Genomic DNA, 14,564 nt, shown 5'->3' on the forward strand with positions numbered 1-14,564 from the left:
GTCCGGTGGTTCACCGGACGGCGCTCGCGGTTCCGTCGGGGAGTGCGCGGGCCCGGGAGTTACGCCTCGACCGGCTGCGCCGCCGGACGGCGGCTCGCGATGACCTTCTTCGCCAGCGACCGCGGGCTGGTCAGGAAGCCATAGCCCCACGACATGTGCATGGTGGCCAGCGCCACCGGGATCTGGAGGCGCGCCTTCAGCGACAGTCCCTTGCCCGCCGGGACGGAGCCCGCGCCGATCGCGGCGAGATAGCCGGCCGGTACGACCAGGCCCCAGGGCGTCAGCACGGCGCCCGCCACGATGCCCGCGGCGATGGCGCAGACGGCCGTCGGCGGGGCGAGATAGCGGAGATTGATCGAGCCCGAGTGGTAGCGGGCGACGACATGGCGCCAGCGGCCGTAGTCCTTGTACTGCTTGGCGAGCGCCCGGACCGAGGGCCGCGGCCGGTACTGGACGCGCAGCTCGGGCGAGAACCAGATGGCGCCGCCCGACTCGCGGATACGGAAGTTCAGTTCCCAGTCCTGGGCGCGGATGAACTCCTCGTTGTAGCCGCCCTGGCGCTCCAGCGCCTCGCGCCGGAAGACACCCAGATACACGGTTTCGGCGGGCCCGGCCTCGCCTCCGGTGTGGAAGGCCGCGTTACCGACCCCGATCTTCGAGGTCATGGCGGCGGCGACCGCGTTCTCCCAGTCGTTCTCGCCCTCGGCGTGCATGATGCCGCCGACGTTCTGCGCGCCCGTCTCCTCCAGAAGGCGGACGGCGGTCGCGATGTAGTTCGGCGAGAGCATCCCGTGCCCGTCGACCCGTACCACGACCGGGTGCCTGGACGCCTTGATCGCGGCGTTCAGCGCGGCCGGGGTGCGGCCGGTCGGGTTGGGTACGGTCTTGACGCGGGCGCGCTCATGGGACGCGGTCTCCCGTACCAGCTCCGCGGCGATCTCGTCCGTACGGTCCGTGGACGGGCCGAGCGCGATCACCACCTCCATCTCGCCGTCGTACTCCTGCTCCAGGATGTGCCGGACGGAGTTCCTCAGATGGCGTTCCTCATTGAGCACCGGCATGATCACGGAGACCGCGGGCGGCAGGGCAGGCATGTGGTCCTTCATAGGTCCTTCGGCGGCGGTATGACCGCCCACGTTACCGCGAACGGGGGACAGCGACGCGCGCCGCCCGGTTGCGGCCCGGTGTCGCTGATCGTATGGGCCTACCGTGCACACGGTCCCCCACCACCCCTGATCACGCGGAGGTGTTTCCCGTGCCCACGCCGCCCCGCACCACCCGCCGTCCGGCCCCCTCCCGGCGGCCCGGGACGCCGCGACGGCCGCGCTGGGGGATGCGGGTGGCGACGACCCTCTCCGTGCTGGTGCTGGGGGCGGGCGGGATCGGCCACGCGGTGATGACCAGCCTCGACACCGGCATCGGCCGGGTCGATCCGTTCAAGGACATGAAGAACCGCCCCTCCGCGGGCCACGGTCTCAACCTCCTGCTCGTCGGCACGGACGGCCGCGACAAGATCACGGAGGAGGAGCGGCAGAAGTACCGGCTCGGCGGCGAGCCCTGCCACTGCACCGACACGATCATGCTGGTGCATCTCTCCGCGGACGGTGGGCGCGCGAGCGTCGTGAGCGTGCCGCGCGACAGTTACGCGGAGCTTCCCGAGCACACCGACGCGCTCACCGGCAGGCGCCATGAGCCGCACGCCGTGAAGCTCAACGCGGCGTACGCGGAGGGCGGGCCGCATCTGACGGTCAGCACCGTCGAACGCATGACGGGGGTGAAGATCAGCCACTATCTGGAGGTCGACTTCACCAGCTTCATGAAGACGGTGGACGCTCTGGGAGGCGTCGAGATCTGTACGCCCCGGGCGCTGAAGGACAGATACACCGGGCTCGATCTGGCCCCGGGCACGCACAGCATGAACGGCGGCCAGGCGCTCCAGTACGTACGGTCGCGGCATATCGACGGCGCGGCCGACCTCGGGCGGATGCAGCGCCAGCAGCGCTTTCTGGCCGCGCTGATCGACCGGGCCACCAGCAGCGGAGTCCTGCTGAACCCGGTGCGGTTCAAGGAGGTCTCCTCGACCTTGCTCGCGTCGGTACGGGCCGACGCGGGCTTCGGTACGGAGCAACTGCTCGCCCTCAACGAGGCGATGCGCGGCTTTTCACCCTCTTCGTCGGAGTTCACATCGGTGCCGCTGGCCGGTGACAGCGTCGCGGTCAAGGGGGTCGGTTCCACGGTGAAGTGGGATCCGGTGAAGTCGCGGGAGCTGTTCCGCGCGCTGCGCGAGGACAGACCGCTGACGGCGGCGCACGCGCCGGCGGACGCGAAGCCGGAGTCGACGCCCGGCCAGGAGCCCGAGCCCGGACCGGGACGGGAATCGGACTCGGGACACAAGCCGTCCGAGCACGGCGGGCCGGCCAAGGGGGGCGAGTCCGCCGAGCCGGTCGAGCCCGCCGAGTCCGCCGAGCCGGTCGATGTGAAGCCGCAGGACATCCGGGTGCAGGTCTACAACGGGACGCGTACGGACGGACTCGGCAAGCGGGTCGACGACGCGCTGCACGCCACCGGCTTCAACACGACCCGCACCCCGCTCAACTCCGACGGGCCCGACCTGCTGCGCACGGTCGTGATGTACGACCCGCGCTGGGACCTGTCGGCGAAGTCCCTGGCGGCGGCGCTGCCCGGCAGCGAACTGCGCGCGGTGAAGCGGCAGGGCGCGACGCTCAAGGTGATGGCGGGGGCGGACTTCACGGCGGTGACGCCGGTACGCGCGCAGGAGGCCCCCAAGGGCCGGTTCGGCGCGACGACCGGCGACCAGGTGGTGTGTCCGTAGGTCCGCTCCGGTCAGCGCTGGTCGTCGGTCAGCGCTGATCGTCGATGCCCTCCGCCGCGCGCTGCGCCCGTAGCTCCTTGATCGCCCGCCGCCGGGCCAGCCGGTGCGTACGCCGGATCTGCGCCTCCTGGTAGCGCCGCTTGTCCCGCTCCGACTCCGGGATCACCGGGGGTACGGCCCGGGGCCTGCCCTCCGCGTCCACGGCGGCGAAGACCAGATAGGCGCTGCCGACCTGGGTCGCCGGGGTGGACTCGTTCCAGCGCTCGGCCATGACCCGTACGCCGACCTCCATCGAGGACCGCCCGGTCCAGTTGACCTGGGCGCGGACATGGACGAGGTCCCCGACCCGTACCGGCACGAGGAAGACCATCTCGTCCATCGAGGCGGTGACCGCGGGGCCGCCGGAGTGGCGGCCGGCGACGGCGCCCGCCGCGTCGTCGACCAGTTTCATGATCACGCCGCCGTGCACCGTACCGAGGAGGTTGGTGTCGCTGACGGTCATGATGTGGCTGAGTGTGGTGCGTGAGGCGGAGGTGGGCTTACCCGGAATATCGCTTTCCGGGGGTGGGACCTGATCTGTCATGTCCTCCACCCTATGCGGGGGTCGCGCGGGGTCTCCCAGTGCTCCGGTGCGGTCCGCATTGCATCAGCTTGGCAACAGCACCGACCCGATTTCCCACCTCCCCTGTCTGGCGCACGGCCCTGCCCGGCACACTGGTCCGCATGAATGATTGGCCCGATGGATGGACCGGCAACCGCGGCGAGCGGGGCGACCGCTACGGGCGCGGCAGCGCGGGCGCGCAGCCCGACGGCGCGCGGGTGATGCCGCATGTGCAGCCCCGCGGTGTCCCCCAGCAGTCCCAGGGGTACGACCGGGGCTATGAGCCCGGGTACGACAGCGGGTACAACACGGGCCAGGTCTACGGCTCTCCCCCCGGCGGCGGCGGTCACGACGGCTACGGCGGCCCCCCGCCGGGCGCCCCCCGCGGGCCGGGACAGGCGCCCGACTGGCGCCGCCGTATCAAGGTCGGCGCGCTGGCGCTGGTCGTGGTGATCCTCGGCGTCTCCATCGGCACGTACTTCTGGGCGGACGGCAAGCTCAAGCGCGAGGTCGATCTCTCCAAGGTCATCGAGCGGCCGGCCGAGGGCGACGGCACGAACTATCTGATCGTCGGCTCGGACAGCCGTGAGGGCATGTCCGACGAGGACAAGAAGAAGCTCCACACCGGCTCCGCCGAGGGCAAGCGCACCGACTCGATGATGATCCTGCACGACGGGTCGAACGGTCCGACGCTGATCTCGCTGCCGCGCGACTCGAACGTGACGATCCCGTCGTTCCGCGGCTCCGAGTCCGGAAAGATGTTCCCGAACACGGGCCGGCAGACCAAGCTCAACGCGGCGTACGCGGAGGACGGCCCCGAACTGCTCGTCCGTACCGTCGAGTTCAACACCGGCCTGCGCATCGACCACTACGTCGAGATCGGCTTCGCGGGCTTCGCCAACATCGTGGACGCGATCGGCGGGGTGGAGCTGGACATCCCGAAGGCGTTCAAGGACAAGAAGTCCGGCGCCGACTTCCAGGCGGGCAAGCAGACCCTGGACGGCGAGCAGGCCCTCGCCTTCGTCCGGACGCGGTACGCCTTCGCCAACAGCGACCTGGACCGTACGAAGAACCAGCAGAAGTTCCTCGCGGCCCTGGCCTCGCAGACGGCGACGCCCGGCACGATCCTCAACCCGTTCGCGTTCTATCCGACGATGAGCGCGGGGCTGGACACGGTGATCGTGGACAAGGACATGTCGCTGTGGGCCCTGGGCCAGATGTTCTTCGCGATGAAGGGCGTCACGGGCGGCGACGGCACGTCCATGAACATGCCGATCTCGGGCAGCGTGGGCGGCAACCTGGTCTGGGACAAGGCCAAGGTCAAGGAGCTGGTGAACCAGCTGAACAACGACGAGAAGGTCACGGTCACCGGCAACTGATACCCGGCGCGGCCGGCGCCACCGCCGGCCGCGCCGTGACCGCCGCCACCGCCGGCCTCGTCGTCACCGGCGGACAATCGCGTACAACCTTCCTCCTGGCCGAGGCGTCGAATGTGCCGTAGATCAACGCGTGCATGTCCGATGGAGGACCTTTGAGAAGGATCATGGCCGTGGTGAGCACGGCCGTCGCGCTCTCCGCATCCACACTGGTCGCCTCGCCCACCGCGCAGGCGGCCGAGGTGAACCTCCGGTCGTTCGCGTGGAGCGCCGAGAAGGACGGCAAGATCCATGTGCTCTACGAGCACTGGGACCGCAACTCCCTTCCGTCCGATGTCACCGTCCGGGTCCGTGCGAAGGGCAGTGACGCGGTGCTCGCCACGCTCGGTCTCCATGACGCCGGGCGCTGCACCACCGCGAACGACTGCGAGGAGGAGCAGTTCTGGACCGACCCGGTCCAACTGCCCGCGCTGGGCGTCTACACCGTGGACCTCGTGGTCAGGGCCGGCACGGCGGGCGAGCTCGTCGACCGCGACAACGGTGAGCTCAACTACGGGCTCGCCCCGAAGCTGACCGCCACCGCGGACCGTCAGTCGGTGTCGTACGACCACCGCGTCGTCACGGTGAACGGCACGCTCGTCGCGCAGGACCCGAACACGGGCGAGGTCAAGCCGTTCGCGGGCGCCGGAGTCCACACCCGTTACCAGTCCCGGGACTTCGTGACGACGGCCGTCGACAAGGCGGGACGTTTCTCCGTGCCGTTCGACTTCAGCGGTTACGAGACCGGCGCGCGCATCGACGTCTGGTTCCAGGAGAACAGCACGTCGTTCCCGGTGGCGGTGCGCAGGCAGCCCCTGAAGCTGACGGTGGACACGCCCGCCCGCTCGGTCACGGCCCCGTACGGCAGCGATGTCCCCGCGCGCGGCAAGGTGACCCGTACGGCCGACGACGGCACCGAGAAGCCGGCGGGCGGCGTCGGCATCCGGGTCGACAGCCGGCACATCACCAGCACCAAGGCCGACGGCACCTTCTCCGGCGCCTTCCCGGCCACGAGGAACGGCACCACGCGCCTTGAGCTGGGCCAGGAACCGTGGTTCGAGAACGCGGCGTCCCCGTCGTCCCCGTACGACTTCCAGGTCAAGACGGCCGCGACGAGCACCTTCTCGGCGATCGAGGCCGCGGTGGACAAGTACCGGAAGGTCACGTTCAGCGGCAAGCTCGGCGTCACCTCGGGCTCGTACCCGGCCGGCACGACGGGGCGCGTCTCCATCGACCACTCCACGGACGGGCAGAACTGGTCCAGCGTCGGCCAGTTCACGGCCACGTACGGAGCCGCGTTCAAACAGACCGCCCCGCTGAAGGGCACGAGCGGCAGCTACTGGCGTCTGCGCCACCTGGCCGCCCCGGGTGTGGAGAGCCGCGTCCACAAGCTCGGCCGCACGTACACCGAGATCCGGAGCGACGACGTCACGCCCGAGGGCGTACGCAAGGGCACGAAGCTCACGGCCAAGGGCACGCTGATGCAGAAGTCCGGCTCCACCTGGAAGGCGTACGCCGGCCAGAAGGTCCGCGTCTACTTCAAGCCCGCCACGCGCGGTGCCGTCTGGAAGGACCTGGGCAGCGCCACGACCCTCACCAACGGCACGTTCAGCAAGCAGTTCACGGCGCAGCAGGACGGCACCTGGCAGATGCGCTACGTCGACACCGTGAAGACGCACTACGCGTCCAGCGGCCGTGAGGACTACGTCGACGTCCGCTGATTCCCCCCTGACCGAGGCGGACGAACGGCCCCCGGCACGCGACGAGTTCGCTGCCGGGGGCCGCGGCCTCTCCCGGCCTCCGGGGAGGGATCAGCCGCGACCGGCTTCCCGCGCCACGCGCTCCAGCCGGCTCCGGTAGTCCTCCCACCACGACGGGTCACCCGGCGGCATGTTGTCGTTGCCCTCCGCCATCCCCACGGCCCCGTCGATGAGTTCCCGGACGATATCCGCGTGGCCCGCGTGCCGTTGCGTATCGGCGATCACATGGACCAGCACGCGGTGCAGCGTCACCTCTCGCCGTTCCTCCGGCCACCACGGGACCTGACCGAGCGCGTCGAGCGACAGCGCGGCGACCGTGGCGTCCGCGTGCTTCCACGCCTCCCGGTACAGCCCGGTGATCTGTTCGCGGGACTCGTCCGCGGTGGCCCACATGTCCGCGCCCGGTTCCGCGCCCTCCCTGTACCAGGACGGCGGCTCGTCGAAATACGGCCGCCCGAACGTGTCACCGAAGTACCCCAGTTCAACACCGGTGGTGTGCTTGACCAGTCCCAGGAGATTCGTGCCGGTCGGCGTCAGCGGACGACGAATGTCGTACTCCGAGAGGCCGTCGAGCTTCCACAGCAGGGCGTCGCGGGCGGCTTGCAGGTAGCGGAGAAGGTCCGTTGTCGCTGTCGCTTCGATCATGCCGGGCAGTCTCGCACCCGGCACTGACAGTCGGCCTCGTTCAGGTGATCGTGCCGGTCGGCCGGAGGAACCGGGGGGCGATGCGGGTAGAGCAGGAGCGTCGGTCGGCCGCGGCCGGACAAAGCCCGGAGAGGCGAGGGATCATGGGGCAGACACAGGACAGCGGTTCCGAGGACATCGTCGTGCTGGCGCCGCAGGCAGCGAAGATGGCGGCTTTCTTCGACTCGCTGGGGCTGGGGTACCAGCAGGCGTTCGAGGGCAGGAAGACCTCCCAGATCCAGGCGGCCGAGCGTCTGATGGGCCGGCTGGATCCTGGTGCCCGGGTGCTGGATGTGGGGTGCGGCACCGGTCTGCCCACGGCCGGGCAGCTGAGCGAGGGAGGCATGGACGTCACCGGGATCGACGTCTCCGAGGGCCTGCTCGCCCACGCACGGCGCCAGGTTCCGGGGGCGCGCTTCGCCAGGGCCGATCTCTTCGACAGGGAACTGGACATCGGGCCCTTCGACGCCGTCGTGAGCTTCTACTCCCTCGTCGACCTGACGGCGGACATGTTCATCGCCGCGCTGGAGAGACTGCGGGATCTCACGGTCACGGGCGGCACGGTGCTGGTCGCTGTTTCGGAGCGGCGCACCGACGACGAGGTGCGGTTCATGGACACGAGCTACCGCCCTGCCCTGTGCCGACGTGAGGATCTCGGCGACTGGGCCCGCCAAGCGGGGCTGTGGGTGGACGAGTTGAACATCTGCCCCGAGCAGGGAGCCGAGGGACAGCCCGAGACCGGTCTCTACCTCTGGGCCAGACGCTTCCGCGACAGCCACCCGTCCCGTTCGTGACGGGAATGCCCCACGCCGGTTCCGCATCCGCGCGGGGCATTCCTCTCAGCACGTACGTGGCGGCGCTACGGCAGGTTCCTCGCCATGACGATCCGCTGGACCTGGTTCGTGCCCTCGTAGATCTGGGTGATCTTGGCGTCGCGCATCATCCGTTCGACCGGGTAGTCGCGCGTGTAGCCGTAACCGCCGAGGAGTTGCACCGCGTCCGTGGTGATCTCCATGGCCGCGTCGGAGGCGTAGCACTTGGCCGCCGCGCCGAAGAAGGTGAGGTCTTCCTTGGCGCTGCCCGCGGAGACGCGCTCCGACCTGGCGGCGGCGGAGTAGGTGAGCTGGCGGGCCGCCTCCAGTTTCATGGCCATGTCGGCCAGCATGAACTGCACGCCCTGGAAGTCGCCGATCGGCTTGCCGAACTGCTTGCGCTCCTGGACATAGCCCTTGGCGTAGTCGAGCGCGCCCTGCGCGATGCCGAGCGCCTGGGCCGCGATCGTGATGCGGGTGTGGTCCAGGGTCTTCATCGCGGTGGCGAAGCCCGTACCCTCCTCGCCGATCAGCCGGTCCGCGGGGATCCGGACGTTGTCGAGGTAGACCTCGCGCGTCGGGGAGCCCTTGATGCCGAGCTTCTTCTCCGGGGCGCCGAAGGAGACGCCCTCGTCGCCCTTCTCGACCACGAACGCGCTGATGCCCTTGGTGCGCTTGTCCGGGTCGGTGACGGCCATGACCGTGTAGTACTCGGAGACGCCCGCGTTGGTGATCCAGCGCTTCACGCCGTTGAGGACGTAGTGGTCGCCGTCCCGTACCGCCCTGGTCTTCATGCCGCCCGCGTCGGAGCCCGCGTCCGGCTCGGAGAGGCAGTACGAGAACATCGCGTCGCCCTTGGCGAGCGGGCCCAGGTATGTCTTCTTCAGGTTCTCGGAGCCGGAGAGGATCACCGGCAGCGAGCCGAGCTTGTTCACGGCCGGGATCAGCGAGGACGAGGCGCAGACGCGCGCGATCTCCTCGATGACGATCACGGTGGCGAGGGCATCGGCGCCGGCGCCGCCGTACTCCTCCGGGACATGGACCGCGTGCAGATCGGAGGCGACCAGTGCGTCCAGGGCCTCCTGCGGGAAGCGCGCCTCCTCGTCGACCGCCGCGGCGAACGGGGCGATCTTCGCCTCCGCGAGCGCGCGCACGGTGTCGCGGAGCATGTCGTGCTCTTCGGACGGGCGGTACAGGTCGAAATCAGCCGATCCGGCCACGGTCTTTCACTCCCCAGGATGCTAACTACCGTTAAGTAACACAATTTTAGGGGGCCGAGGCACCGCAGGCATAGGTGAGTTTGCCGACAGCCACTCCCTACGGGGAGAAGTGCCCCTGCGGAACCCTCGCTACGCGCGGCTATGCTCGGGCCCGCACCCGCCCGCGTCCCCCTGGAGCACTCAATGGCCCTCAAGATCACCGTGATCGGCACCGGCTATCTCGGCGCCACGCATGCCGCGGCCATGGCGGAACTGGGCTTCGAGGTCCTCGGCCTCGATGTGGTGCCCGAGAAGATCGAGATGCTCTCCGCGGGCCGGGTCCCGATGTACGAGCCCGGCCTCGAAGAGCTGCTGCGCAAACATGTCGCCGGGATCGAGGGATCGAGCGGGCGGCTGCGGTTCACCATGGACTGGGCGGAGATCGCGGAGTTCGGCGATGTGCACTTCGTCTGTGTGAACACCCCGCAGAAGCACGGCGAGTACGCCTGCGACATGTCGTACGTCGACTCCGCGGTCGAGAGCCTCGCCAAACATCTGGGCAGGCCCGCGCTGGTCGTCGGCAAGTCGACGGTGCCCGTGGGCAGCGCGGAGCGGCTCGCGGCCCGCATCGTCGAGCTGGCGCCCGCGGGCGGCGAGGTGGAGCTCGCCTGGAACCCCGAGTTCCTGCGCGAGGGCTTCGCCGTACAGGACACGCTGCACCCCGACCGGATCGTGGTGGGCGTACGGAGCGAGCACGCCGAGCGGGTGCTGCGCGAGGTGTACGCGACGCCGGTGAGCGAGGGGTCACCGTTCGTGGTGACGGACTTCCCGACCGCCGAGCTGGTGAAGACCTCCGCGAACTCCTTCCTGGCCACGAAGATCTCGTTCATCAACGCGATGGCGGAGGTCTGCGAGGCGGCCGGCGGCGATGTGGTGCGGCTGGCGGAGGCGCTCGGCTACGACGAGCGGATCGGGAAGAAGTTCCTGCGCGCCGGGATCGGCTTCGGCGGCGGCTGTCTGCCGAAGGACATCCGGGCCTTCATGGCGCGGGCGGGCGAGCTGGGCGCGGACCAGGCGCTGACGTTCCTGCGCGAGGTCGACTCGATCAATATGCGGCGCCGCGGACACATGGTGGAGCTGGCGCGGGAGGCCGTGGGCGGCTCGTCGTTCCTGGGCAAGCGCGTCGCGGTGCTGGGCGCGACGTTCAAGCCGGACTCGGACGATGTACGGGACTCCCCCGCGCTCAATGTCGCGGGGCAGATCCATCTCCAGGGCGGCCAGGTGACGGTGTACGACCCGAAGGGCATGGAGAACGCCAAGCGGCTCTTCCCGACGCTGGGGTACGCGCCGTCCGCGCTGGACGCGGTGCGCGGCGCCGATGTCGTACTGCATCTGACCGAGTGGCGCGAGTTCCGTGAGCTGGACCCGGCGGCCCTGGGCGAGGCGGCGTCGCGGCGGCTGATCCTGGACGGCCGCAACGCGCTGGACCCGGAGCGGTGGCGCGCGGCGGGCTGGACGTACCGCGCGATGGGGCGCCCGCGCGCCTGAGCCGCGGCGCGCCCCGATGATCGTGGAGGTGGAACGCGCCCCCGCGCCCCCGCGCGGACTCACGGATGCGCGTCCGCGCGTCCGTGAGTCAGGGCGTCGTCAGCCGTCCAGTTCCCCGATCGTCGCCAGCGACGGACCCCGCTCGTCCCGCAGGCCCCGCGCCACGTCCTCCGCCGCGCGCAGCACCCGTACGGCGTTCTGCCACGTCAGCTTCGCCAGGTCCTCGGTGGACCACTTACGGGCGAGCAGTTCCGCGATCAGGTTCGGGTAGCCCGCGACGTCGTCCAGGCCGGCCGGAGTGAAGGCCGTGCCGTCGAAGTCGCCGCCGATGCCGATGTGGTCGATGCCGGCGGTCTCGCGCATATGGTCCAGATGGTCCGCGACCGTCGCCGCCGTGGCGTTCGGGCGCGGGTGGGACGCCTCGAAGGCCTGGTGGATCTCCATCGCGCGCGCGGTGGTGTCGAGATGGTGGAGACCGTGGGCCCGCATGTTCTCGTCCGCCGCCTGTGTCCAGGCCACCGCCGCGGGGAGGATGAACTTCGGTACGAACGTGGCCATGGCCACGCCGCCGTTCGCGGGCAGCTTCTCCAGCACGTCGTCCGGGATATTGCGCGGGTGGTCGCAGATCGCCCGTGCCGACGAGTGCGAGAAGATCACCGGCGCCGCGGTGGCGGCGAGTGCGTCGCGCATCGTCGTGGCGGCCACATGCGAGAGGTCGACCAGCATGCCGGTGCGGTTCATCTCGCGGACCACCTCGCGGCCGAAGGCCGAGAGCCCGCCCACGCCCGGGTCGTCCGTCGCCGAGTCCGCCCAGGCGAGATTGTCGTTATGGGTGAGCGTCATATAGCGGACACCCAGGGTATGGAGGGCCCGCAGCGTGGCGAGGGAGTTGTTGATGGAGTGGCCGCCCTCGGCGCCCATCAGGGAGGCGATCCTGCCGTGCTGCCGCGCGGTCTCCATGTCGTCCGCCGTCAGGGCGCGGGACAGCTCGCCCGGGTAGCGGTCCAGCAGCCGGCCGACCACGTCGATCTGCTCCAGCGTCGCGCTGACCGCGTCGTCCCCGGCCATGTCGGACCGTACGTACACGGACCAGAACTGCCCGCCGACGCCGCCTCGCCGCAGCCGGGGGATGTCCGTGTGCAGCTTGCCCGACAGATCGCCGGCGATGTCGAGCCGGTCCAGGTCGTAGCGCACGTGCTCGCGCAGCGCCCAGGGCAGGTCGTTGTGTCCGTCGACCACGGGGAAGTCGGCCAGCAGGGCACGGGCCTCGTCGAGGTAGGGCGTGGAGTCCATGGCCGTGTCCGTCACTTTCCCCGTCACTTTCCGAATCCGAAGTGGTCCGCGCCTTCGGCCTTCGCGCGCAGCCGCTTGCCCTTCGTCGTCGCCTGGTCGTTCAGCTCCTGCTGGAACTCCCGCATCCTGCCCTGGAGTTCGGGGTCGTGGGCGGCGAGCATACGGGCGGCCAGCAGCCCCGCGTTACGGGCGCCGCCGACCGAGACCGTGGCGACCGGCACACCGGCCGGCATCTGGACGATGGACAGCAGCGAGTCCATGCCGTCGAGGTACTTCAGCGGTACGGGGACGCCGATCACCGGCAGCGGGGTCACCGACGCGAGCATGCCCGGCAGGTGCGCCGCGCCGCCCGCGCCCGCGATGACCGCCTTGAGTCCGCGCCCGGCGGCCTCCTCGCCGTACGCGATCATCTCGCGCGGCATCCGGTGCGCGGAGAGGACATCCACCTCGTACGGGATCTCGAACTCGTGGAGGGCCTTCGCGGCGGCCTCCATGACGGGCCAGTCGGAGTCCGAGCCCATGACGACGCCGACCAGGGGAGCAACTGTCATTCGGTGATCGTTCCTCGGAGATAGCCGGCGGCGTGGCGGGCGCGCTCCAGCACGTCGTCCAGGTCGTCGCCGTAGGTGTTGACATGCCCCACCTTGCGGCCGGGCTTCACGTCCTTGCCATACATATGGATCTTCAGCTGCGGGTCCCGGGCCATGCAGTGCAGATAGGCCGCATACATATCGGGATAGTCGCCGCCCAGCACATTGCACATAACGGTCCAGGGCGCACGCGGGCGCGGATCGCCGAGCGGCAGATCGAGTACGGCGCGCACATGGTTGGCGAACTGCGAGGTGATCGCGCCGTCCTGGGTCCAGTGCCCGGAGTTGTGCGGGCGCATCGCCAGCTCGTTGACGAGAATGCCCGGAGTCCCGTCGTCGGAACGGGTCTCGAAGAGCTCCACCGCGAGATGGCCCACGACCCCCAGTTCGGCGGCTATCCGCAGGGCGAGCAGCTGGGCCTCGCCCGCCAGCTCGTCCGGCAGACCGGGCGCGGGGGCGATGACGGTGTCACAGACGCCGTCGACCTGCCGGGACTCGACCACGGGGTACGCGACGGCCTGGCCGTGCGGGGAGCGGACGATGTTCGCGGCCAGCTCGCGTACGAAGTCGACCTTCTCCTCGGCGAGCACGGGAACCCCGGCCCGGAAGGGCTCCTCCGCCTCTTCTTCGGACCGTACGACCCAGACACCCTTGCCGTCGTAGCCACCGCGCACCGTCTTGAGGATGACCGGGAAGCCGCCCGTCTCGGTGGCGAAGGCCGCCACGTCGGCCGGTCCCGCGACGATGCGGTGGCGCGGGCAGGGCACGCCCAGCTCGGTCAGCCTGGCCCGCATCACGCCCTTGTCCTGCGCGTGCACCAGCGCGTCCGGGCCCGGCCTGACGGGGATTCCGTCCGCCTCCAGGGCTCGCAGATGCTCGATCGGCACATGCTCGTGATCGAACGTGATCACATCGCAGCCGCGCGCGAAGTCACGCAGCGTGTCCAGGTCGCGATAGTCGCCGATGACGACATCGTTCACCACCTGGGCCGCCGAGTCCTGCGGGGTGTCACTGAGGAGCTTGAATCTGAGGCCGAGGGGGATGCCCGCCTCGTGGGTCATACGGGCGAGCTGACCGCCGCCGACCATGCCGACTACCGGGAACGTCACGCCCCCAGAGTATCCGCCGCCCGCCGGGCCCGGCCCCCGCGTACGGGCCCGGTCCCGTCCCGTACGGGTGTCCCCCGTACGGCCGCCACCCACCGTGACCGAGGGTGACGTACGGTCCCCCAGGCGGCGGAAGGGACCGCTGGTTAGCATGGTTCGGAACTGACGCCGACCGGACGGGGCTGAACGGGCATATGAGCGAACGGGGCGCACTCCGCGTGCGACTGGACCGGCTCGTCCGCGAGGTGGTCAAGTTCGGCGCGGTGGGCGGCGCGGGGCTGCTGGTCAACCTGCTGGTCTTCAATCTCGTACGGCACCTCACCACGCTCCCCGTGGTGCGGGCCAGCATCCTGGCCACCGTCGTCGCGATCGCCTTCAACTACGTGGGCTTCCGTTACTTCACCTACCGGGACCGGGACAAGAGCCGCCGCACGAAGGAGCTGACGCTCTTCCTGCTGTTCAGCGTGGTCGGCCTGGTCATCGAGAACGGGGTGCTCTACGCGGCGACATACGGCTTCGGCTGGGACAGCCCGCTCCAGAGCAATGTGTTCAAGTTCCTCGGCATCGGGATCGCGACGCTCTTCCGCTTCTGGTCGTACCGCACCTGGGTGTTCCGTGCCCGGCCCGCCGCGGCGGGCGCGGAACTGCCGGACGAATCGTTCCTGGAACGGGAGCCCCCGCGGCCCGACCGCGTCCGCGGCTGAAAGGCCATACCTCCAACAG

At 70.0% G+C, this 14,564-nt stretch carries 13 protein-coding genes; 6 read left to right on the plus strand and 7 right to left on the minus strand.

Annotated elements, in window-relative coordinates:
- Nucleotides 1–59: 59 nt before the first annotated feature.
- Nucleotides 60–1,094 (minus strand): glycosyltransferase family 2 protein, encoded by a 1,035-nt coding sequence (locus tag ACFRKB_RS29200; protein WP_383109547.1) that lies wholly within the window; start codon nt 1,092–1,094, stop codon nt 60–62.
- Nucleotides 1,095–1,255: 161 nt separating this feature from the next.
- Between ACFRKB_RS29200 and ACFRKB_RS29205 the strand changes: the two genes are divergently transcribed.
- Nucleotides 1,256–2,833: an LCP family protein gene (locus ACFRKB_RS29205; RefSeq protein WP_463291765.1), complete on the plus strand. Its 1,578-nt coding sequence runs from the start codon at nt 1,256–1,258 to the stop codon at nt 2,831–2,833.
- A gap of 28 nt (nt 2,834–2,861) precedes the next feature.
- Here ACFRKB_RS29205 and ACFRKB_RS29210 read toward each other — a convergent pair whose 3' ends face one another.
- Nucleotides 2,862–3,416, minus strand: a complete 555-nt coding sequence (locus ACFRKB_RS29210) for an acyl-CoA thioesterase (RefSeq protein ID WP_383109548.1) — start codon at nt 3,414–3,416, stop codon at nt 2,862–2,864.
- A gap of 140 nt (nt 3,417–3,556) precedes the next feature.
- Between ACFRKB_RS29210 and ACFRKB_RS29215 the strand changes: the two genes are divergently transcribed.
- Both ACFRKB_RS29215 and ACFRKB_RS29220 read left to right on the plus strand, forming a co-directional pair.
- On the plus strand, nt 3,557–4,813 hold the full coding sequence (locus ACFRKB_RS29215) for an LCP family protein (protein ID WP_383109549.1): 1,257 nt from the start codon (nt 3,557–3,559) through the stop codon (nt 4,811–4,813).
- 170 nt (nt 4,814–4,983) lie between these two features.
- Nucleotides 4,984–6,570, plus strand: a complete 1,587-nt coding sequence (locus ACFRKB_RS29220) for a hypothetical protein (RefSeq protein WP_383109551.1) — start codon at nt 4,984–4,986, stop codon at nt 6,568–6,570.
- Nucleotides 6,571–6,660: 90 nt separating this feature from the next.
- Here ACFRKB_RS29220 and ACFRKB_RS29225 read toward each other — a convergent pair whose 3' ends face one another.
- Nucleotides 6,661–7,254: a DinB family protein gene (locus tag ACFRKB_RS29225; RefSeq protein WP_383109552.1), complete on the minus strand. Its 594-nt coding sequence runs from the start codon at nt 7,252–7,254 to the stop codon at nt 6,661–6,663.
- Nucleotides 7,255–7,397: 143 nt separating this feature from the next.
- On the opposite strand from ACFRKB_RS29225, the gene ACFRKB_RS29230 reads away from it, so the two are divergent.
- The gene (locus ACFRKB_RS29230) at nt 7,398–8,087 is read left to right on the plus strand and encodes a class I SAM-dependent methyltransferase (protein WP_383109553.1); all 690 of its coding nucleotides are present in this window, start codon (nt 7,398–7,400) and stop codon (nt 8,085–8,087) included.
- Nucleotides 8,088–8,152: 65 nt separating this feature from the next.
- Here the strand turns inward: ACFRKB_RS29230 and ACFRKB_RS29235 are convergent, their stop codons facing one another.
- Nucleotides 8,153–9,325 (minus strand): acyl-CoA dehydrogenase, encoded by a 1,173-nt coding sequence (locus ACFRKB_RS29235; protein WP_383109554.1) that lies wholly within the window; start codon nt 9,323–9,325, stop codon nt 8,153–8,155.
- Nucleotides 9,326–9,508: 183 nt separating this feature from the next.
- Between ACFRKB_RS29235 and ACFRKB_RS29240 the strand changes: the two genes are divergently transcribed.
- On the plus strand, nt 9,509–10,852 hold the full coding sequence (locus ACFRKB_RS29240; RefSeq protein ID WP_383109556.1) for a UDP-glucose dehydrogenase family protein: 1,344 nt from the start codon (nt 9,509–9,511) through the stop codon (nt 10,850–10,852).
- A 99-nt stretch (nt 10,853–10,951) separates the two neighbouring features.
- Here the strand turns inward: ACFRKB_RS29240 and ACFRKB_RS29245 are convergent, their stop codons facing one another.
- The 3 genes from ACFRKB_RS29245 to ACFRKB_RS29255 are packed head-to-tail and all read right to left on the minus strand — an operon-like array spanning nt 10,952 to nt 13,844.
- A complete protein-coding gene (locus tag ACFRKB_RS29245) occupies nt 10,952–12,145 on the minus strand; it encodes a dipeptidase (protein ID WP_383109557.1) in 1,194 nt (397 codons plus the stop codon).
- A 23-nt stretch (nt 12,146–12,168) separates the two neighbouring features.
- On the minus strand, nt 12,169–12,696 hold the full coding sequence (gene purE, locus ACFRKB_RS29250) for a 5-(carboxyamino)imidazole ribonucleotide mutase (protein ID WP_383109558.1): 528 nt from the start codon (nt 12,694–12,696) through the stop codon (nt 12,169–12,171).
- Entirely contained in the window at nt 12,693–13,844 is a 1,152-nt protein-coding gene (locus ACFRKB_RS29255; RefSeq protein ID WP_383109559.1) for a 5-(carboxyamino)imidazole ribonucleotide synthase, read from the minus strand. Before ACFRKB_RS29255 ends, purE begins: the two co-directional genes overlap by 4 nt.
- A 191-nt stretch (nt 13,845–14,035) precedes the next feature.
- Here ACFRKB_RS29255 and ACFRKB_RS29260 point away from each other — a divergent pair, with 191 nt between their 5' ends.
- The gene (locus ACFRKB_RS29260) at nt 14,036–14,545 is read left to right on the plus strand and encodes a GtrA family protein (RefSeq protein WP_365973892.1); all 510 of its coding nucleotides are present in this window, start codon (nt 14,036–14,038) and stop codon (nt 14,543–14,545) included.
- Nucleotides 14,546–14,564: the final 19 nt, after the last annotated feature.

The sequence above is a fragment of the Streptomyces scopuliridis genome, from assembly GCF_042790125.1.
GTDB lineage: Bacteria > Actinomycetota > Actinomycetes > Streptomycetales > Streptomycetaceae > Streptomyces > Streptomyces scopuliridis_A.

What these genes read in the sequence shown, in the direction of transcription:
- ACFRKB_RS29200 (WP_383109547.1), bottom strand. Translation starts at nt 1,094, where the DNA reads ATGCCTGCCCTGCCGCCCGCGGTCTCCGTGATCATGCCGGTGCTCAAT.
- ACFRKB_RS29210 (WP_383109548.1), bottom strand. Translation starts at nt 3,416, where the DNA reads ATGACAGATCAGGTCCCACCCCCGGAAAGCGATATTCCGGGTAAGCCC.
- ACFRKB_RS29215 (WP_383109549.1), top strand. Translation starts at nt 3,557, where the DNA reads ATGAATGATTGGCCCGATGGATGGACCGGCAACCGCGGCGAGCGGGGC.
- ACFRKB_RS29225 (WP_383109552.1), bottom strand. Translation starts at nt 7,254, where the DNA reads ATGATCGAAGCGACAGCGACAACGGACCTTCTCCGCTACCTGCAAGCC.
- ACFRKB_RS29230 (WP_383109553.1), top strand. Translation starts at nt 7,398, where the DNA reads ATGGGGCAGACACAGGACAGCGGTTCCGAGGACATCGTCGTGCTGGCG.
- ACFRKB_RS29240 (WP_383109556.1), top strand. Translation starts at nt 9,509, where the DNA reads ATGGCCCTCAAGATCACCGTGATCGGCACCGGCTATCTCGGCGCCACG.
- ACFRKB_RS29245 (WP_383109557.1), bottom strand. Translation starts at nt 12,145, where the DNA reads ATGGACTCCACGCCCTACCTCGACGAGGCCCGTGCCCTGCTGGCCGAC.
- purE (WP_383109558.1), bottom strand. Translation starts at nt 12,696, where the DNA reads ATGACAGTTGCTCCCCTGGTCGGCGTCGTCATGGGCTCGGACTCCGAC.
- ACFRKB_RS29260 (WP_365973892.1), top strand. Translation starts at nt 14,036, where the DNA reads ATGAGCGAACGGGGCGCACTCCGCGTGCGACTGGACCGGCTCGTCCGC.